The following is a 16,812-nucleotide window of genomic DNA, read 5'->3' on the forward strand; positions in this document are numbered from 1 at the left end:
CTGAGAGCATGATCCGGCTCCCGTTCCGTCGTCCAGGCGGAGCGGGAGCCGTTCCTCGTGAGCCCCTCGGCCGCGAGGTCCTCGTCCTCGGCGGTGTCGCGTTCTTCGTGATGCTCGGGTTCGGTGTCGTGATCCCGGTCCTGCCCGTGTACGTGCGGAGTTTCGGCGTCGGCTACCTCGAGGTCGGGGCGGTCGTTTCGGTCTTCGCGCTCATGCGGCTCATCGCGAACCCGTTCGTGGGTGCGCTCGTCGATCGGATCGGCGAGCGGGTGGTGCTGGCCACCGGCATCGGGATCGTCGCGGTGTCGAGCGCGCTCGTCGGGCTCGCGGCGGACTATCCGCAGCTACTCCTGCTCCGCGGGGTCGGAGGTATCGGGTCGGCGATGTTCTCCGTCGCCGCGATGACACTGCTGCTGCGCACCACCCCACCGCACCGTCGTGGACGGGCGGTCGGGTTCTACCAGGGCGGGTTCCTCGTCGGCGGCATGGCCGGACCGGCCGTCGGTGGCCTGCTCGCGACCATCTCGCTCACGGCACCCTTCTTCTTCTACGCCGGGACCCTCGCGGTCGCCGGCGTCCTCGGACTCGTGATGCTGCGCGGCAGTCGGATCGCCGCGCCGGTCGAGACCGCCACGCAGGCCGAGCCGTTCCGCACCGTCCTCGCCGATCGCCGGTACCAGGCGGCGCTCCTCGCGAACTTCGCGAACGGATGGGCGTCGATGGGCGTCCGTGGCGCACTCGTGCCGGTCCTCGTGGTGGAGGCGCTCCACGAGGAGGCCGCCTGGACCGGGATCGCCTTCGCGATCGCCGCTGTCGCCCAGACGCTCGCGCTCGGTCCCGCCGGCCGCTTCGTCGACACCGTCGGGCGACGACCCGCGATGCTCGTCGCATTCCCGGTCGCGGCAGGGGCGCTGCTCGCCATGCCGTTCGTCGGTGAGCTCTGGCTGCTCGTCGTCGCCCTGTGCGTCTACGGCGTCGCGGCGGCCTTCCTCGGGACTGCTCCGGCGGCTGCCGTCGGAGACGCCGCGGGTGGTCGGGGAGGCCGGGCCGTCGCGGTCTTCCAGGCGACGTCCGATCTCGGCGCCATCGTCGGCCCGCTGGTCGCCGGCGCACTGCTCGACGCCTTCTCGTTCCCCGCGGCCTTCGGTTCCGCGGTCGTGCTCATGCTGCTCGTCCCCGTGCTCGCGGCCCGCATGCCGCGGGAGCACCGGAACCAGCCGGCGACCACCTAGCGGGACCGGAGTCGCAGACCCACCGAGGTGGTGATGCCCTCGCGCTGACCGCCGGAGTGCACGAGCTGCTCGCCGTCGACCGTCAGCTGGCTGGCGTGTTCCGCGAGTGCCGCGGCGACGATCGGGAGGCGGTGATCGAGTGGGAACCACACGGCGTCGTCGCCCAACGGTTCCAGGTCGGTGCGGTGGTGCACGAGTTCCGCGAACGGCACCCCGCTCCTCCGCGCCGCGACGATCGCGGCCTCGTGCATGCGGAGGTGGTCCGGGTGCCCGTACCCGCCACCGTGGTCGTAGCTGATCACCAGGTCCGGCGAGACGTGTCCGATGAGCGCGACGAGGTCGTCGGCGACGAAGTCGAGCGGAGCGAGTGAGAACGCGCCGGGGGAGACGTCGTCAGCGGGGCCGGCGAGTCCCTCGCGCACCCACCGCATGCCAGAGTCCACGTACCGCGTCGACGTCCCCGGCCGGGCCGCCGGACCCGTCCCCAACCAGAACTGCTCGGCCACGCCGAGCGTCCGGCAGGCGGCGGCGAGCTCCGACTCGCGGTGGGACGCGAGTGCAGCGGAGCCGGCGAGGGACCGGAGCGGGCCGTCGACGACCTCGCCGCGCTCGCCTCGCGTGGCCGTCACGAGGGCGACGCGAGCCCCCTTGTCGACGAGCTCGGCGATGAGCGCACCCGAGGCGAGCGTCTCGTCATCGGGGTGCGCGTGTGCGAACAGGACGGTGCGCCCGCTGTCGACGAGCGGGAGGAGTCCGCGGTTCACGAGACGGAGGTCGCCGGAGCGGAGGCGGCGGCCGGAGTGGTGTCGAGCAGGGTCCGGTAGACGTCGACGAGGGCGTCGCCCGAGCGCTGCCAGTCGAACCGTTCTGCCCGACGTCGCGCTGCCGAACCGAGCTGCGCGAGGCGCTCCGGGTCGCCGAGGATGGACGAGACGGCCGCACCCCAGACCTGCGGGTCACGGGAGTCGATGACGATGCCCGTCTCACCGTCGACGACGGCCTCCCGCAAGCCGCCCGAGGCCGCCACGACGGTGGGCACGCCGCTCGCCGCGGCTTCCAGTGCGACGAGACCGTACGTCTCCGAATGGGAGGGGACGAGCACGAGCGAGCTCTCGCGGAACAGCGTGGCGAGCCCGACGCGCGACTGCGGCCCGACGAATCGGACGTCGTCGGCGACGCCGAGGTCGCGGGCGAGGGCGGCGAGTTCCTCGGCGTAGCGGTCGTAGTCGACCGAGACGTCCCCGGCGATGACGAGTTCGGGGCGGAGCTCGGGCGCGACCGCGGCGATGGTCTCGATGGCGAGGTCGAAGCCCTTCAGCGGGTGCAGGCGACCGGCGACCACCGCGGTCGGACGACCTGCACGAGGACCGTCGAGCGGGTGGAACAGCGTCCCGTCGACACCGGGTGGCACGATCGACACCCGATCGGGGCGGGCTCCGAGCCGGGTGATCGCGGTGTCGGCCTCGGCCGCGCTGATCGCGACGACTGCGTCCGACTCCGCGGCGAGCCGTGCCTCGCCGGCCAGGCGCCCGGGGGACTCGGCGCGCTCGCCGTGCGAGAGCGGCGTGGTGGACTCGGCGGCGATGCTGTGGAAGCTCTGCACGTGCGGGATCCCCAGTTCCCGCGCGAGGGGGAGTGCGGCCATGCCGGAGAACCAGTGGTGGGCGTGTAGGACGTCGTATCGCGGCAGTCGGGCGAGTTCCGAGCGGAAGTCCTCGACGAACTCCTCGTGCCGACCCTTCGCGACCGGCTCGACGGGACCGGCGTCGAGGAAGCGCAGGGTCACGCCGGGGGCGAGGGAGGCGGCGGACGGCTGGTCGGCCGAAGACCGCCGGGTGATGACGTCGACCTCGTGGCCCGCTGCGCCCATCGCGACGGCCTGATGACGGACCACGACGTTCATCCCGCCGGCATCACCGGAACCCGGCTCGTCACCGGGACTGGTGTGGAGCGAGATCATCGCGATGCGGAGGGGCTGGGGTTGCGAGGGCACCAGACGAGCCTAGTAGCCGTGGGCGTCCCGGCCCCTCGTGACGGAGACACCGGAACGTGCTCGCGCATCCGACGCCGGAGCGTGAGAATGATCGCGAGACGAGCGCGACGATGCGCCCGCCCAGGCGAAAGGGACGATCATGACGACGCTCAACCCGTACCTCGGCTTCCGCGGGACAGCCCGCGAGGCGATGGAGTTCTATCAGGGGGTCTTCGGCGGCGAGCTGCTGCTCTCGACCTTCCGTGACTTCGGTGCCGAGGTCGAACCGGACGAGCTGGATCTGGTCATGCACGCCCAGCTCACGGGTGATGCTGGTGTGGTCTTCATGGCGTCGGACACCCCGAAGCACATGGACTATCGCGAGGGCAGCAACTTCTCGATGTCGCTGAGCGGGCCGGACACCGACGAGGCCCGACTCCGCGAGTACTTCGAGCGGCTCTCGGATGGCGGCACCGTCCAGCAGCCGCTGAGCGTGGCCCCCTGGGGCGACTCCTTCGGCATGGTGCAGGACCGCTTCGGGGTCGCTTGGATGGTGAACATCGCCGCGCCGGCAGCCGCGTAGCCGGGGAACCCTTCCACCTGGACAAGCCCGGCGAGGGGGAGCGGTCTGCCCGAAAGGCGCTCGGTCCCTGAGCTTGTCGAAGGGCCCACGTAGGCACTTCGACAGGCTCAGTGACCGGGAGAGGTGCACTCGCATTCACTCCGTTCGCCGAGCAACCCTCTCCGGTCCCTGAGCCTGTCGAAGGGCGCGCCAGAGACCCCGCGAAGCCGGTATCTCTCTTCCGGTCCCTGACCCTGTCGAAGGGCTCACGAGCAACCTCCTGCTCCGGTGATCCTCTCCCGGTCCCTGAGTAACCTCTTCCGGTCCCTGAGTAACCTCTTCCGGTCCCTGAGCCTGTCGAAGGGCACACGAGCAACCTCCTGCTCCGGTGATCCTCTCCCGGTCCCTGAGTAACCTCTTCCGGTCCCTGAGCCTGTCGAAGGGCACACGAGGGACTTCCACAACCGGGACCACTTACCATCTGGAATGTCAGTGGTCCATGGTGGACTTGTTCCATGACCGAGACCACGCCAGCCGCGATCCGCGCTGGCGACGAGTACGCCGCGCAGCTGGCTGAATTCTCGGACGAGTGGGCGGAGCTCCACCGGCAGCAGGCCGTCCTGGACGCGCGGAAGGCGCGCCTCCTCGCCCGCTCCGCCGCCTACGCCGACGCGTTCGCGGACGCCACGGTCCCGGCGATCTTCCCGCCGGCTGAACGTCAGGCGCTCTCACGCCGGTCAACGTGTGCGGCCCTCGCGATGGCGACCCGGATGCCGGAGCGGACGGTCCAGCTTGCGACGAACGACGCCGAACGTCTGGTGAATGACGCACCGGCTGTGCTGGCGTCCCTGGAGGCCGGCCGGATCTCGGCGCGGCATGCGCAGGTGATCACCGACCAGCTCTGTGACGTCCCGACCGCCGGACGGGCAGCGTTTCTCGACCAGGTCCTGCCAGAGGCGGAGCGCATGACCGCCGCAGGCCTCAAGAACCGAGCCCGCGTCCTGCGGGAGCGTCTCCTCCCCGAATCCATCACCGCCCGCGCCGTCCGCTCCGAGGCTGACCGCCGGGTCGAGTTCGAACCCGCAGCCGACGGCATGGCATGGGTGCACCTCTTCACCACCGCACCCATCGCGCAAGGCATCATCGAGCGGATCGAGGCGGCTGCCGCGGAATCGCGCAAGGCCGGTGACACCCGCACGTGCGCTCAGCTGCAGGCAGATGCCCTCGCGGCGCTCGCGCTCACCGGAGTGACCCCGGACGACGTCATGTCGAGCCCAGTGCTCCCGCACCCGATCGAAGTGCAGGAACACATCAAGCCCACGGTGCAGATCGCCGTCCCGGCGCTGAGCATGGCCGGTGTCAGCGACGCCCCGGCCACCCTCGACGGCTACGGCCCGATCGACCCGGAGACCGCAGCACGTATCGCGGTCAACGCGCCCAGCTTCACCCGGATCCTCATCCAACCCGAAACCGGCGCGATCCTCTCCGTCAGCCGCAACCAGTACCGGGTTCCGGCCGACCTGCAACGCGCGGTGCGCCTCCGGGACGGCACCTGTCGCGCACCCGGCGGCGGCAGGCGAGCCAGGGCCTGCGATCTCGACCATTCGGTCGCCTGGCAGGACGGCGGCGCAACAGATGTCGGCAATCTCGCCTGCCTGTGTCGACATCACCACCGGATGAAGCATCTCCCCGGATGGGACCTCGAGCATCGGCCGGGCGGGGTCCTCGACTGGACGACACCCGACGGGAAGCGGTATCGGACCGAACCGGATCCCGCACCGTTCTGACCGTTTCCGGCCCCTGGGCTGCGCCGCACTGAGCTTGTCGAAGTGTCGAAGGGTTCCTCGTGGGCACTTCGAGAAGCTCAGTGACCGGAAGAAGTTCACCGTGAACGTTTCGGTCCCTGAGCCTGTCGAAGGGTTCTTCGTGGGCACTTCGACAAGCTCAGTGACCGGGAAACGTCTGTCCGCACTGCTTCGGTCCCCGAGCCGACACCTGTCTCGGACAGCTGTCCGAGAAGTCGTGGTACACTGGTGGGAATGCCTCGCACATCAGGAGTTCCCGCCCTCGGTGTCGAGCAGTCCACCACTGAACGTCCCGCTCCGCCGTCGCGCGTCGAGCGCTTCGCTCCCGTCCTCCGGGTGACGGGCGACCCACGTGCCGAGCGCACCAGGCAGACGATCTTCGACGCCGTCGCCACCATCCTCGCCGGTCGGCCGGAACGCGTGTCCGTCGGCGACATCGTCCGGGTCGCCGGCATCAGCCGCAGCTCGTTCTACGCACACTTCTCCAGCCTCGACGACCTCACCGCGGCCTACCTGCGGGTGCAGTTCGCCGGCCTTGCCGCGTCCGGTGTCTCGGTGCGTCCCGCCGGGGAGTCGCTGGGCAGCGCTGAGCGCGCCCGCGAAGCCTACCGACGCCTCGTCGCCCAGCTCCTCGAAGACGCACCGCTCTACTCGAGCGTGCTCGAGCTCCCCGTCGCCCGCAGTGCGTTCGACGACCTCGTCGGCGAGCACGCCGACCACCTCATCGGCTCGCTGCTCGAGCGCACCGAGGTCCCGGTCGGCATCCCGGTGGGCCTGGTCTCAGCCTATGTCGCCGGTGGCACGCTCTCCCTCGTCGACGGCTGGCGCCGCGGACGCATCGACGTCTCGGACGACGAACTGGTCGAAGCCCTGGTCGCCCTGCTGCCCGCCTGGCTGCTCGACGAACGTCCCGTCGGCGCGTCACCGCCACCACCGACCCCCGAACCATCCGGCCGCTGAACCGCCGGAGCACGACGACGCCGGTGCGCGAGTACCGGTGACGACCTGAGAAGAGAAGAGGAACCATGCAGTTCATCGTTGGAGAGACCCTGGTCTACCCGCACCACGGAGCGGTCACCATCACCGAGTTGTCGAAGGTGACGATCAAGGGTGTCGAGCAGGACGTCATGACGCTTCGCGTGCACACGTCCGAGCTCACCATCAAGCTGCCGATCGCGAACGCCGACCTCGTCGGTGTGCGCGACGTCATCGACCACGACGGCGTCCAGGCCGTCTACGGCGTGCTCCGCGAGCCGTTCGTCGAGGAGCCCGGCAACTGGTCGCGTCGGTACAAGGCCAACCAGGAGAAGATGGCCAGTGGTAACGTCCACCGCGTCGGCGAGGTCGTCCGCGACCTGTGGCGTCGCGACCAGGACAGCGGCGTGTCGGCCGGCGAGAAGCGCATGCTCCAGAAGGCGCGCCAGGTGCTCGTCTCCGAACTCGCGCTCGCGCAGTCGATGACGGACGAAGAGGCGTCCGCGGGCCTCGACGAGGTGCTCGCCTCGTCGATCGCGACCCCCGAGGCCGTCGCCGCCAAGTAGGACCCATGTACACGAGGAGCGCCCCGCCGGTTCGGCGGGGCGCTCCTCGTCGTCGTGGAGGGCGCCTCAGTTCCCGGTGTTGCCACTCACGATCGCCAGCACGCCGACGACCGCGATGGCGATGATCGGACCGAACGACAGGGCGGCCTTGGTGACCGTCCAGGCACGGCTCTCGCGTTCCGGTGCCGGCAGTTCTGCGGGCGACACGTAGACCGGCGCCTGCCCACCGTCACCGGAAGCGCCGCCGCTGAGCTGCAACACCCGCGTGTCCGTCCACGCTCGTCCGTCGAAGTGGACCTGGCGTTCCTCGTCGGTCGGGTGCGGGTACCAGCCGGCGGCTTCGGCCTGCGACGGCTTGTCCCGCTGGAACCGCAGCACCCTCGAGTCGCCCCAGGTCTCGCCGTCGAAGTGGAGTTCCTTCGTCGGGTCGTCGGGGTGCGGATACCAGCCTGCGGTCGTAGCCATCCCTCAAGTATGACAGCGGGATCGGGGATGCCGAGACCGTCCGATGGGCGGCAGAATGGAGACAATCATGACGACGACACCGCGACCTCGAGCCCCACGTCCACAGATCATCCTCGAGGTGGTCCGCAGTTCCTGGGTCACACCGCACCTCGTGCGCCTCACCCTCGGCGGTCCCGGCTTCGCCGACTTCCAGCCCAAGGACGCCACCGACAGCTACGTGAAGATCTCCTTCGCCAAGCCCGAACTCGGCCTTGAGCCGCCGTACGACCTCGCGGCGCTCCGTGAGACGCTGGCGCCCGCCGACCTCCCGGTCACCCGCACCTACACGGTGCGACGCGTGGACCAGGCGGCGGGCACCATGGACATCGACTTCGTGGTGCACGGCGATGAGGGGATCGCCGGCCCGTGGGCCGCTGCCGCTCAGCCGGGAGACCGCGTCGTGCTCGCCGGCCCCGGCGGTGCCTACCGGCCCGACCCGACCGCCGACTGGCACCTCTTCGCGGGCGACGAGTCGGCGATCCCCGCGATCGCCGCCGCCCTCGAGGCACTCCCGGCGGATGCGACGGGGCTCGCGTTCCTCGAGATCGGTGGGCGGGACGACCTCGTCGACCTCGACCACCCGGCCGGGGTGCAGCTCATCTGGGTCGGCCGTGCGGCCCGCGACGAATCGACGGCTGCGCTCCTCGCGACCGCCATCAGCGGACACCCGTGGCCCGACGGACGCGTGCAGGTCTTCGCCCACGGCGAGCGGGAGTCGATGAAGGCGTTGCGCGAGGTGTTCCTCACCCAACGAGGGCTCGACCGCTCCCAGCTGTCACTGTCCGGGTACTGGGCCTACGGACGCACGGAGGACCGCTTCCAGGCGGAGAAGCGCGAACCGATCGGGGTCGTCCTGCCGACGTCGTGACGCCCGCCCCGCCCCGGCGCCGCGCTGCGGGCGGGCGCGGGACTCAGTGCGAGGGGTCGGCCGGCTTGCTCCGCGTCCGGCGGACCCGCGACGGACGCTCGACGCGCGCGCGGATGTCCGGTGGAACGAGGTCGAGCAGCTGATCGCGCCGCAACGGGAGGTCGAGCAGGCTGAGTTTCATCCGGCCCTTGCGCGAGTGCCGGCTCGGGTCGAGACGGACGACGTTGGCTGCGTCGCGCACGAGCCGGACGGTCACGACCGCGCCACTTGCAACATCGGCGAGGACCTGGCCGTCGATCTCGACGGCGGCCTGCTTGGTCGCCGTCCCGATCGAGAACTGCAGGCGCTCCGCCGGCCCGAGGATGAAGGAGCGGTCGATGCCCGACATCGGGGCGACCGGCGTCACGACGGTGGCGGCGACGGCGGGGGAGAGCACCGGTCCGCCGGCCGCGTAGTTGTAGGCGGTCGATCCGGTCGGGGTGGCGATCACGATCGCATCGGCTTTGAAGTACCCGTAGGCGGTGCCGTCCACGGCGAGGTCGGCCATGACCACGCCGGTTCCCGGGCGCCGGGCGATGGAGACGTCGTTGAAGGCGAGGAGATGGGCGACCTGCTCGCCGGTGGTGATCGTCACCTCGAGGCCGTGGTGCGGTTCGAGGGAGAACTCGTTGTCGCTGACCCGTTGGAGCGCCTCCGCGAGTGCGGCCGGTTCGACCTCCACGAGGAAGCCGACGTTGCCGTAGTTGACGCCGAGCACCGGTGCGGACCGGCCGGCGAGCAGCCGCATCGCCCCGAGCATCGTGCCGTCGCCGCCCATCGCCACGGCGACGTCGACCGACGACGCGAAGGCGTCCTCGTCGAGCAGTTCGACGTCGTCGCCGAGCCGGTTGGCCTCGGCGCGGAGTCCGACGAGGCGCGCGCCGTGTTCGAGCTGCCATGAGCGGAGGATGCGGACGGAGTCGTCGATGTTCTTCGTCGGGTGCGTGATGAGGCCGATCGTCATCGACGGCCCGGTGGGGTGCTTCGTGCGAGTGGTGGTCACCCGTCGAGCATAGGCCGATCGCCTGACAGCGCGACCGGGACTCGAGCGCCCAGCGGGCAGCAGCGTGGCTCGCGACCGACGCGCGCCCGACCGGGTTTGGGATACTGGAGGGAGCCGGTCCGCCGTGATCCTCGCGGCGCGCCGAGCGTGGAGGAACGACATGAGCGATGTGACCGAGCACCCTGGCCGACCACGGCGGGCGGGGCGGCTGAAGCCGATCCTCATCGGAATCCTCTGTGCGGTGCTCGTCGTCGTCCTCGGGTTCGTCGTCTGGACCCAGATCGTCATGCAGGGCACCCGTCCCGCCGCACTCGCGGTGTGGGAGAACCCGGCGGTCTCCGTCACCGACGTCGGCGACGCGGTGGTCCTCGCCCCGACCGCGGACGCCGAGCGTCCGGCCTCCGGTACCGGTCTCGTCTTCATCCCCGGCGCGAAGGTCGACCCCTACGCCTACCTGTTCAAGCTGTCCGGCGTCGTCGAGGAGGCCGGCGTGACCGTGGTCATCACGAAGCCGACGCTGAACCTGGCGTTCTTCGACCAACGGCCGCTGGAGACGTTCACCGCCGCCGCCCCGGACGTCGACACCTGGTTCGTCGGTGGCCACTCACTCGGTGGGGTGCGCGCCTGCCAGCTCGCGGAGGATCCCGCGGTGACGGGTCTCGTCCTGTTCGGGAGTTACTGCGCGAACGATCTCTCCGGCTCGGCCCTCGAGGTGCTGAGCCTCGCGGGGAGCGACGACGGACTGAGTACCCCGGAGAAGGTCGCCGACGCGCGCGTCCGGTTGCCCGCTGACGCGACGATGATCGAGATCGAGGGGGCGAACCACGCGAGCTTCGGTGACTACGGGGTGCAGCCCGGCGACGGTACGGCGACGATCTCCACCGATGAGGCCCGCTCCGAGATCACGCGGGATCTGGTCGAGCTGCTCGGCTGAGCGTAGGGGTTGGCCCCGGCGGTCCGCAGGGACCCTGACGATCAGCCCTTCGGGACCGGCGGCCCGACGACGAGCAGGGCCGTGAAGACGGCGACGACCACGAGGCCGCCGACGACCACGAGCAGGATCGGGTGTCGGACGAGCCAGCGCGTCAGGCGGTCGAGCACGCGCTGGTCGCGCGGGTCGGCGCCCGCCTCGCGGCGCCACGCCCCGTCGAGTCGGCCGGTGCGGTCCGCCCAGAGGTCGAAGGGGATGGTCGCGTACGGGACGACGGCGCTCACGAGGCCCGCGAGGATCGTGCCGATGGGCCAGCGCTGGTTGATCCCGATGAGCAGGACCGTCGCGCCGTACACGAGGAACACGAAGCCGTGCAGCGCGCCACCGATGCTCACGCCGAGGTCGGTCGTCTTCGTGACGTACTTGAGGATCATCCCGATGATGAGCAGGGTCCAGGTGATCGCCTCGGCGATCGCGATCAGGCGGAAGAGGCGGCGCGGCGACACAGGGGCTCCAAGGCTCGGGGTGCAGGTCTTCCAGCTTGCCAGGGACGGCTGAGAAGGCGCTCCCAGCCGGCGTCCGGTTCTGCCACCCTGGGTGGATCGGGAATACCCGTCGCAGTGACGGGGTTCACCGATATGTATGCAAACACATACAATCGCCGTGACAGCTCGCGGCGAGCCACACGACGTTGGAGAACCCCATGACCACACCCCTCGAGTTCGGCATCGACACCTTCGGTGACGTCACGGTCGACGCCGACGGCGCGCCACTGTCCCAGGCGCAGGTCCTGCGCAACGTCGTGGAGCAGGGCGTCCACGCTGAGGCGGTCGGCCTCGACTTCATCGGCGTGGGGGAGCACCACCGCGAGGACTTCGCGGTCTCGTCACCCGAGGTCGTGCTGGCGGCGATCGCGGCCCGCACCGAGCGCATCCATCTCGGATCCGCTGTCACGGTGCTGAGCTCCGACGACCCGGTGCGCGTCTACCAGCGGTTCGCGACGCTCGACGGCATCTCCGGAGGGCGGGCCGAGGCCATCCTGGGCCGCGGATCCTTCACCGAGTCGTTCCCGCTCTTCGGGTACGAGCTGTCGCAGTACGAGGAGCTCTTCGAGGAGAAGCTCGAGCTGTTCGTCGCCCTCCTCGAGCAGGAACCGGTCACCTGGTCGGGCAAGACGCGCGCGCCGCTCCGGGAGCAGTCGGTCTACCCCCGGGTGGAGCACGGGAAGCTGAAGACGTGGGTCGGTGTCGGCGGAAGCCCCGAGTCGGTCGTGCGGACCGCTCGATACGGCCTGCCGATGATGCTGGCCGTGATCGGCGGTGGGCCGCTGCGGTTCGCCCCCTTCGTCGACCTCTACCACCGCGCACTCGCGCAGTTCCAGCTGCCGACCCAGCCCGTCGGCATGCACTCGCCTGCCCACATCGCCGAGACCGATGAGCTCGCGCAGGAGCAGCTCTGGCCGCACTACCGGGCGATGATGGACCGGATCGGCCGCGAGCGGGGCTGGAGCCCGATGACGCGCGGGCACTTCGAGCAGGAGGCCGGCCCGGAGGGTGCGCTGTTCGTCGGTTCGCCCGAGACGGTCGCACGGAAGGTCGCGACCGCGGTCGACGGCTTGGGGCTGTCCCGCGTGGATCTGAAGATCAGCAACGGTTCGCTGTCGCACGAGCACCTCATGGACAGCATCGGTCTGTACGGGTCCGCGGTCGTCCCTCGCGTCCGCGAACTGCTCGCCGAGACCTCGGCCGCCTGATCCGGCTCAGCGGATGGCCGGCGCGCGGTAGGGCATCGTCAGGGTCAGGACGGTGCCGCCGGTCTCGTCGTCGGTTGCCGGGCCGACCCTGAGGGAGCCGCCGAAGGCGCCGGCCCGTCGATCCAGCTGCAGCAGGCCGCCGGACGGTTCGGCGTCGTCGCGGAGACCGGAGCCGTTGTCGACGACGCGCAGCTCGACGGCGCCCGCCATCGTCCCTCGCCGCTCGGTGGCGGGCGACGAGACCCGGAGGTCCACGACGAGTCGGTCGGCCGCCCCGTGGGTCAGTGCGTTCGTCACGGCCTCCTCGAGCGTGCGGACGACGACCGCGCGCTCCGCGGTCGTGAAGACGTTGTCGATCGGGTCGTCGAGCAGCCGGAATTCCGGAGAGACGTCGAGACTGGTGGTGATCGACGGGGGGAGCCGTTGCAGGATCGCGCGGATGCTCGGTGCGATCCCGACCTCGAGCAGCGGCGGTGACAGGAGCCGGCTGAGTTCGCGCACGTCGCGCTCGCGCACGGTGCGGAGTTCCTCGCCGAGCGACCGCAGGGTCCTGGCCGCATCCGACCCGACGTCCGGGCCGCCCTGCTCGAGGGCCGTGGTGACGGATGCGAGCTGGGCGCTGATGAGGACGAGGTGCTGCTGCAGGGTGCCGTGCAGGCCTTCTGCGACCTCCCGCTTCACCCGCAGCTCCTCACCCTGCAGGGACTGGAGGGCGAGGTCGGCCCGGTGTCGCTGATCGGCGTGCGCGCGCTCCTCCTCGCGGGCGCGTCGCCGGGCGGCACTGAGGCTGAACCCGAACGTCGCGCAGACCGCCAGGGCGAGCGTCGTCGTTCCGGCTTCGACGAGGACCGTCTGCAGGCTCGGGTCGCGGTACACGCCCAGCAGGAGCTGGAGTCCGCTTCGCAGCAGCCCCGTCAGCATCGCCACAAGGAGGACGCCCGCGAGCACCTTGGGGCGCCACCATTCGTGGAGCGACGGGCCCCACCTCGACCACAGCAGGAGTGCGAGCACGAGGATCGCCGCGCTCAACGAGACGAGGTTCGCGGTGACCCGTTCGGCGAGCATGCCACGCGTCCCGCCCGGGGCGACCCAGGTGTAGATGTAGACGCTCTGGAACGACACGGCGAGTCCGAAGACCGCGGCCATGGCGCCGCTGGCCGTGATGAACGCCCGGCTGTCGCTCCAGCGCTCAGCGCGAGGGGTCCGGGCCTCCTGGGTCATGGCTCCATTCTGACCTGCCGTGCGCGCCACCGCCGACATCGACGTGCGGTCGGTCGGGAGCTTCCCCCTCGGTCGTTCCCCGGTCGATCCGGGATACTCGGAACATGCACCACCAGTCGCACTCCGACCCTTCGCCCGCCGAGCTGTCCACGGTCGGTGACGCGACGACGGACGCCGCGACCACCAGGCCGCTGCGTGTCGGGGTGATCGAGGATCAGCCGCTGCTCGGCGGCATGCTCGCCGAGCTGCTCGACGGGGCGCCAGGCGTGGAGTTCGTCGGGCGTGCCGGTACGGTCGCCGAGGCCCGCAGGCTGTTCCTCCCGGGAACGGTGGACGTGCTGACCATGGACATCGAGCTGCCCGACGGCAACGGGGTGAGCCTCGGCGTCTCCCTCCGCCGGGCGCAACCCGGCCTCGGTGTCGTCCTGCTGTCCGCCTACGACCTCATGGACATGCTGCTCGAGATGCCGGCGGACGTCCGCGACGGGTGGAGCTACCTGTCGAAGACCTCGTCGCTCACGCGCGAGATCCTCCTCGAGGCCATCCGGGTCTCCGCACGTGGCGAGACGATGCTCGATCCCGAACTCATCGACCGGACCCGGCCCAGGGCGGGATCGAGTCTCGAGTCGCTCACCGACCGGCAGTACGCCGTGCTGCAGCTGCTCGCGACCGGTCGTTCGAACACGGGGATCGCGACCAGGCTCGGGATCGCGGAGAAGTCCGTCCAGAACCACCTCACGGCGATCTACGCCGCACTCGGGATCGAGCACGACACCTCGAGCAACCCACGGGTCTCGGCCGTCCTCGCCCTCCTCGCCGAATCCGGCCGCTTGTCCTGACGGGACGTCCGCGGTCGATGCGCGGGCTCAGCGTCCGCGGTCCGGCGCTTCGAGGTCGTCCACCGTCCGATCGGGGCGCCACCCACGCCAGACCGGATGCCTGAACCGTCCGTCCGGTGTCCACTCGCTGAAGCGGACCTCCCCGATGAGGACGGGTTCCACCCAGTTGGCGTCGGCCGCATCGGCCGGCGGGACACCCACGAGGGCCGTCGATGCCCGGCCCAGCCGTTCGAAGCGGAGCGCGGTCGCCGCCAACTCCCGATCGCTGAAGCCGCTTCCGACCCGTCCCGCGTAGTGCAGCAACCCGTCCGAGCCCGGCACCCCGAGTAGGAGCGACCCGATCCCACCCGAGCGCCCGCCCCGACCGGGACGCCAGCCGGCCACGACGACCTCCTCCATGCGTTCGTGCTTGAACTTGACCCAGGTGCTGCTGCGCCGACCCGGGCGGTAGCGTCCGTCGAGCTCCTTCGCCATCACCCCCTCCAACCGCAACCCCCGACTCACCTCGAGCGCATCGTCGAGCGAGCCGTCGATCGTCGGTGGCACCTGGACGACGGTCCCGGATCCGATCGTCCGCTCGAGCAGTTCGCGACGCTCCCGGTAGGGCAGCTCCGTCCGATCCGTGTCGTCCAGCGCGAGCAGGTCGAACAGCAGCAGCCGGACCGGCGTCCGACGGCGCTCCCGTTCGACGTCCCGCTCCGCGGTGAGCTGCATCCGACGCTGCAGCAGCGAGAAGTCGGGACGGCCGTCAGGACCCGACGCCACGATCTCGCCGTCGAGGACGACCGCACGGCCGGCGAGCGACGCCGCGAGTTCCTCGACCACCTCCGGGTACGCCGTCGTGAGGTCCTTGCCGTTCCGGCTCGACAACCGCACCCGCCCCGTCGAGCCGTCGACGCTCGCGATCGCACGGATGCCGTCCCACTTCATCTCGAACGCCCAGGATCCGTCGTCGACCAGCTCGCCCGGTGCCGCGACACTCGCGAGCATGGGGGTGGGGATCCCCCGAGGCCGTGCGACCGGCGGAGCCGGCGGGTCACCCGGGGCGCGCATCCGGTGGATGAGCCACGACGGCGCCTCCCGTCCCGTCCCGCCCGCGGTCCGGATGAGCGCGAACCGCATCGGCCCGCCGAGCGCACCTCCCGCCCGGCCGTGCAGGGTCCCGATGACCTCGTCGTCGCGCCACTTCTCCAGCTCGTAGGTGCCCGCGTCCCAGATGGTCACCTCACCGGCCCCGTACTCGCCAGCGGGGATCGTGCCCTCGAAACTGCCGTACTCGATGGGGTGGTCCTCCGTGCGCACCGCCAGATGATTGCTCCTCGGATCCGTCGGCACCCCCTTCGGCAGGGCCCAGGACACCAGCACGCCGTCGTGCTCGAGTCGGAAGTCATGGTGGAGTTTCCTGGCCTCGTGCCGCTGGATCACGAACGAGGGCGGCGTCCCGGCAGCGGGAGGCGCCGGCGGTCCTTCCGGGACGGGCTCGGGCGTCCGCTCCGCGTCCCGCTTCCGCCGGTACTCCACGAGCCGGTCCTCGTGTTCCGACGGGCGGATCGTGATCGACGGACGCGGGTCGCCGAGCACCCGCAACGGGTCCTCACCGTCCGCCAGACGCTCGAGCACCGCAGGGAACTCCAGCTGCGCCAGCCCCGGATCGTCGAGCTCCTCCCACCGGCGGGGAGCCGCCACCGTCGGCCGCGACCGACCCCGCAGCGAGAACGGCGCGATCGTCGTCTTCGACCCGTTGTTCTGACTCCAGTCGACGAAGACCTTCCCCGTGCGTCGCTGTTTCGACATCTCGCTCACCACGAGGCCCGGCTCGTCCGCGGCCAGCGCCCGCGCGAGCTCATGCGCCACGAGCGACACCTCCGCGGAACTCTGCCGACCGTCCAACGCCGCGTACAGGTGGATCCCCTTGCTCCCACTCGTGAGCGGAACCGGATCCAACCCCATGTCCACCAACACCGCCCGCGCCAGGCCCGCGACCCCCGCGCACTCGGCGAGGGACACCCCCTCACCCGGATCGAGGTCGAGGACGAGACGGTCGGGCGGTCGGCGCTCGCCGGATCGGTCGAACCGCCACTGCGGCACGTGCAGCTCGAGCGCACCCAGCTGCGCCAGCCACGTGAGTGTCGCGAGATCGTCGACGATCGGGTACTCGTTCGTGTGATCGCTGTGCTCGATGGGGAGCCGTTGGACCCAGTCGGGAGCCGAGGCACCCAGGTCCTTCTGGAAGAACCCCGACTCCGGCGACGCAGCCGTCCCGACGCCGTGCACCCAGCGTTTCCGAGTCACCGGCCGATCGGCGAGGTGCGGGAGCAGGTGTTCGGCGACCGCGGCGTAGTAGGCGAGGACCTCGGCCTTCGTCGTGCCGGTCTCGGGGTACAGCACCTTGTCGAGATGGGTGAGTTGGATCCGGCGTCCGTCGACGTCGACCCACTGCGTCTGCCCGCCGCCACCGCTCGTCCTCGCCATGGCGATCAGCCTGCCGCCCACGGGCGTCAAGGGCTAGCCCTTGACGATGTTCCGGGTGTCTACTGGTCAC

Annotated in this window: 16 protein-coding genes; 9 read left to right on the forward strand and 7 right to left on the reverse strand. The window is 70.7% G+C overall.

What is annotated here, in order from left to right:
* Positions 1 to 8 precede the first annotated feature (8 nt).
* Positions 9 to 1,232, forward strand: coding sequence for an MFS transporter (locus ACQ3HE_RS00385; RefSeq protein WP_079706054.1), 1,224 nt, complete (start codon positions 9 to 11; stop codon positions 1,230 to 1,232).
* Here the strand turns inward: ACQ3HE_RS00385 and ACQ3HE_RS00390 are convergent.
* Together ACQ3HE_RS00390 and ACQ3HE_RS00395 are read right to left on the reverse strand one after the other, a co-directional pair.
* Positions 1,229 to 1,996 (reverse strand): PIG-L family deacetylase, encoded by a 768-nt coding sequence (locus ACQ3HE_RS00390; protein WP_430890845.1) that lies wholly within the window; start codon positions 1,994 to 1,996, stop codon positions 1,229 to 1,231. The two genes, ACQ3HE_RS00385 and ACQ3HE_RS00390, sit on opposite strands and share 4 nt — an antisense overlap.
* Entirely contained in the window at positions 1,993 to 3,225 is a 1,233-nt protein-coding gene (locus ACQ3HE_RS00395) for a glycosyltransferase (protein WP_430890847.1), read from the reverse strand. Before ACQ3HE_RS00395 ends, ACQ3HE_RS00390 begins: the two co-directional genes overlap by 4 nt.
* A 139-nt stretch (positions 3,226 to 3,364) precedes the next feature.
* Here ACQ3HE_RS00395 and ACQ3HE_RS00400 point away from each other — a divergent pair, with 139 nt between their 5' ends.
* The 4 genes from ACQ3HE_RS00400 (at position 3,365) to ACQ3HE_RS00415 (ending at position 7,112) form a co-directional block, all read left to right on the forward strand.
* Positions 3,365 to 3,787 carry a VOC family protein gene (locus ACQ3HE_RS00400; protein WP_194718772.1) on the forward strand — a complete coding sequence of 141 codons (423 nt, stop codon included), beginning with the start codon at positions 3,365 to 3,367 and terminating at the stop codon, positions 3,785 to 3,787.
* 494 nt (positions 3,788 to 4,281) lie between these two features.
* Positions 4,282 to 5,553: an HNH endonuclease signature motif containing protein gene (locus ACQ3HE_RS00405; RefSeq protein ID WP_430890849.1), complete on the forward strand. Its 1,272-nt coding sequence runs from the start codon at positions 4,282 to 4,284 to the stop codon at positions 5,551 to 5,553.
* A gap of 252 nt (positions 5,554 to 5,805) precedes the next feature.
* Positions 5,806 to 6,531: a TetR/AcrR family transcriptional regulator gene (locus ACQ3HE_RS00410; RefSeq protein ID WP_430890851.1), complete on the forward strand. Its 726-nt coding sequence runs from the start codon at positions 5,806 to 5,808 to the stop codon at positions 6,529 to 6,531.
* A gap of 65 nt (positions 6,532 to 6,596) precedes the next feature.
* Entirely contained in the window at positions 6,597 to 7,112 is a 516-nt protein-coding gene (locus ACQ3HE_RS00415) for a CarD family transcriptional regulator (RefSeq protein ID WP_064296128.1), read from the forward strand.
* Between the two features lie 66 nt (positions 7,113 to 7,178).
* Here ACQ3HE_RS00415 and ACQ3HE_RS00420 read toward each other — a convergent pair whose 3' ends face one another.
* The gene (locus ACQ3HE_RS00420; RefSeq protein ID WP_159878900.1) at positions 7,179 to 7,577 is read right to left on the reverse strand and encodes a hypothetical protein; all 399 of its coding nucleotides are present in this window, start codon (positions 7,575 to 7,577) and stop codon (positions 7,179 to 7,181) included.
* A gap of 67 nt (positions 7,578 to 7,644) precedes the next feature.
* Here ACQ3HE_RS00420 and ACQ3HE_RS00425 point away from each other — a divergent pair, with 67 nt between their 5' ends.
* Entirely contained in the window at positions 7,645 to 8,484 is an 840-nt protein-coding gene (locus ACQ3HE_RS00425; protein ID WP_159878898.1) for a siderophore-interacting protein, read from the forward strand.
* A 43-nt stretch (positions 8,485 to 8,527) separates the two neighbouring features.
* Here the strand turns inward: ACQ3HE_RS00425 and ACQ3HE_RS00430 are convergent, their stop codons facing one another.
* Positions 8,528 to 9,526 carry an NAD(+)/NADH kinase gene (locus ACQ3HE_RS00430; RefSeq protein ID WP_236555474.1) on the reverse strand — a complete coding sequence of 333 codons (999 nt, stop codon included), beginning with the start codon at positions 9,524 to 9,526 and terminating at the stop codon, positions 8,528 to 8,530.
* 160 nt (positions 9,527 to 9,686) lie between these two features.
* On the opposite strand from ACQ3HE_RS00430, the gene ACQ3HE_RS00435 reads away from it, so the two are divergent.
* Positions 9,687 to 10,460: an alpha/beta hydrolase gene (locus ACQ3HE_RS00435; protein ID WP_430890853.1), complete on the forward strand. Its 774-nt coding sequence runs from the start codon at positions 9,687 to 9,689 to the stop codon at positions 10,458 to 10,460.
* A 41-nt stretch (positions 10,461 to 10,501) separates the two neighbouring features.
* On the opposite strand, the gene ACQ3HE_RS00440 is transcribed toward ACQ3HE_RS00435, so the two are convergent.
* Complete coding sequence (locus ACQ3HE_RS00440; protein WP_191941149.1) at positions 10,502 to 10,963, reverse strand: DUF3817 domain-containing protein; 462 nt, start codon at positions 10,961 to 10,963, stop codon at positions 10,502 to 10,504.
* 197 nt (positions 10,964 to 11,160) lie between these two features.
* On the opposite strand from ACQ3HE_RS00440, the gene ACQ3HE_RS00445 reads away from it, so the two are divergent.
* Positions 11,161 to 12,210 (forward strand): LLM class flavin-dependent oxidoreductase, encoded by a 1,050-nt coding sequence (locus tag ACQ3HE_RS00445; RefSeq protein ID WP_159878892.1) that lies wholly within the window; start codon positions 11,161 to 11,163, stop codon positions 12,208 to 12,210.
* Positions 12,211 to 12,216: 6 nt separating this feature from the next.
* On the opposite strand, the gene ACQ3HE_RS00450 is transcribed toward ACQ3HE_RS00445, so the two are convergent.
* Positions 12,217 to 13,431, reverse strand: coding sequence for a sensor histidine kinase (locus ACQ3HE_RS00450; RefSeq protein WP_159878890.1), 1,215 nt, complete (start codon positions 13,429 to 13,431; stop codon positions 12,217 to 12,219).
* A 104-nt stretch (positions 13,432 to 13,535) separates the two neighbouring features.
* Here ACQ3HE_RS00450 and ACQ3HE_RS00455 point away from each other — a divergent pair, with 104 nt between their 5' ends.
* Positions 13,536 to 14,270 (forward strand): response regulator transcription factor, encoded by a 735-nt coding sequence (locus ACQ3HE_RS00455; RefSeq protein WP_430890855.1) that lies wholly within the window; start codon positions 13,536 to 13,538, stop codon positions 14,268 to 14,270.
* Positions 14,271 to 14,297: 27 nt separating this feature from the next.
* On the opposite strand, the gene ACQ3HE_RS00460 is transcribed toward ACQ3HE_RS00455, so the two are convergent.
* Positions 14,298 to 16,742, reverse strand: coding sequence for an ATP-dependent DNA ligase (locus ACQ3HE_RS00460; protein ID WP_430890857.1), 2,445 nt, complete (start codon positions 16,740 to 16,742; stop codon positions 14,298 to 14,300).
* Between the last annotated feature and the right edge of the window lie 70 nt (positions 16,743 to 16,812).

The organism is Plantibacter auratus, from assembly GCF_050587365.1.
GTDB classification, from domain to species: Bacteria; Actinomycetota; Actinomycetes; order Actinomycetales; family Microbacteriaceae; genus Plantibacter; species Plantibacter auratus.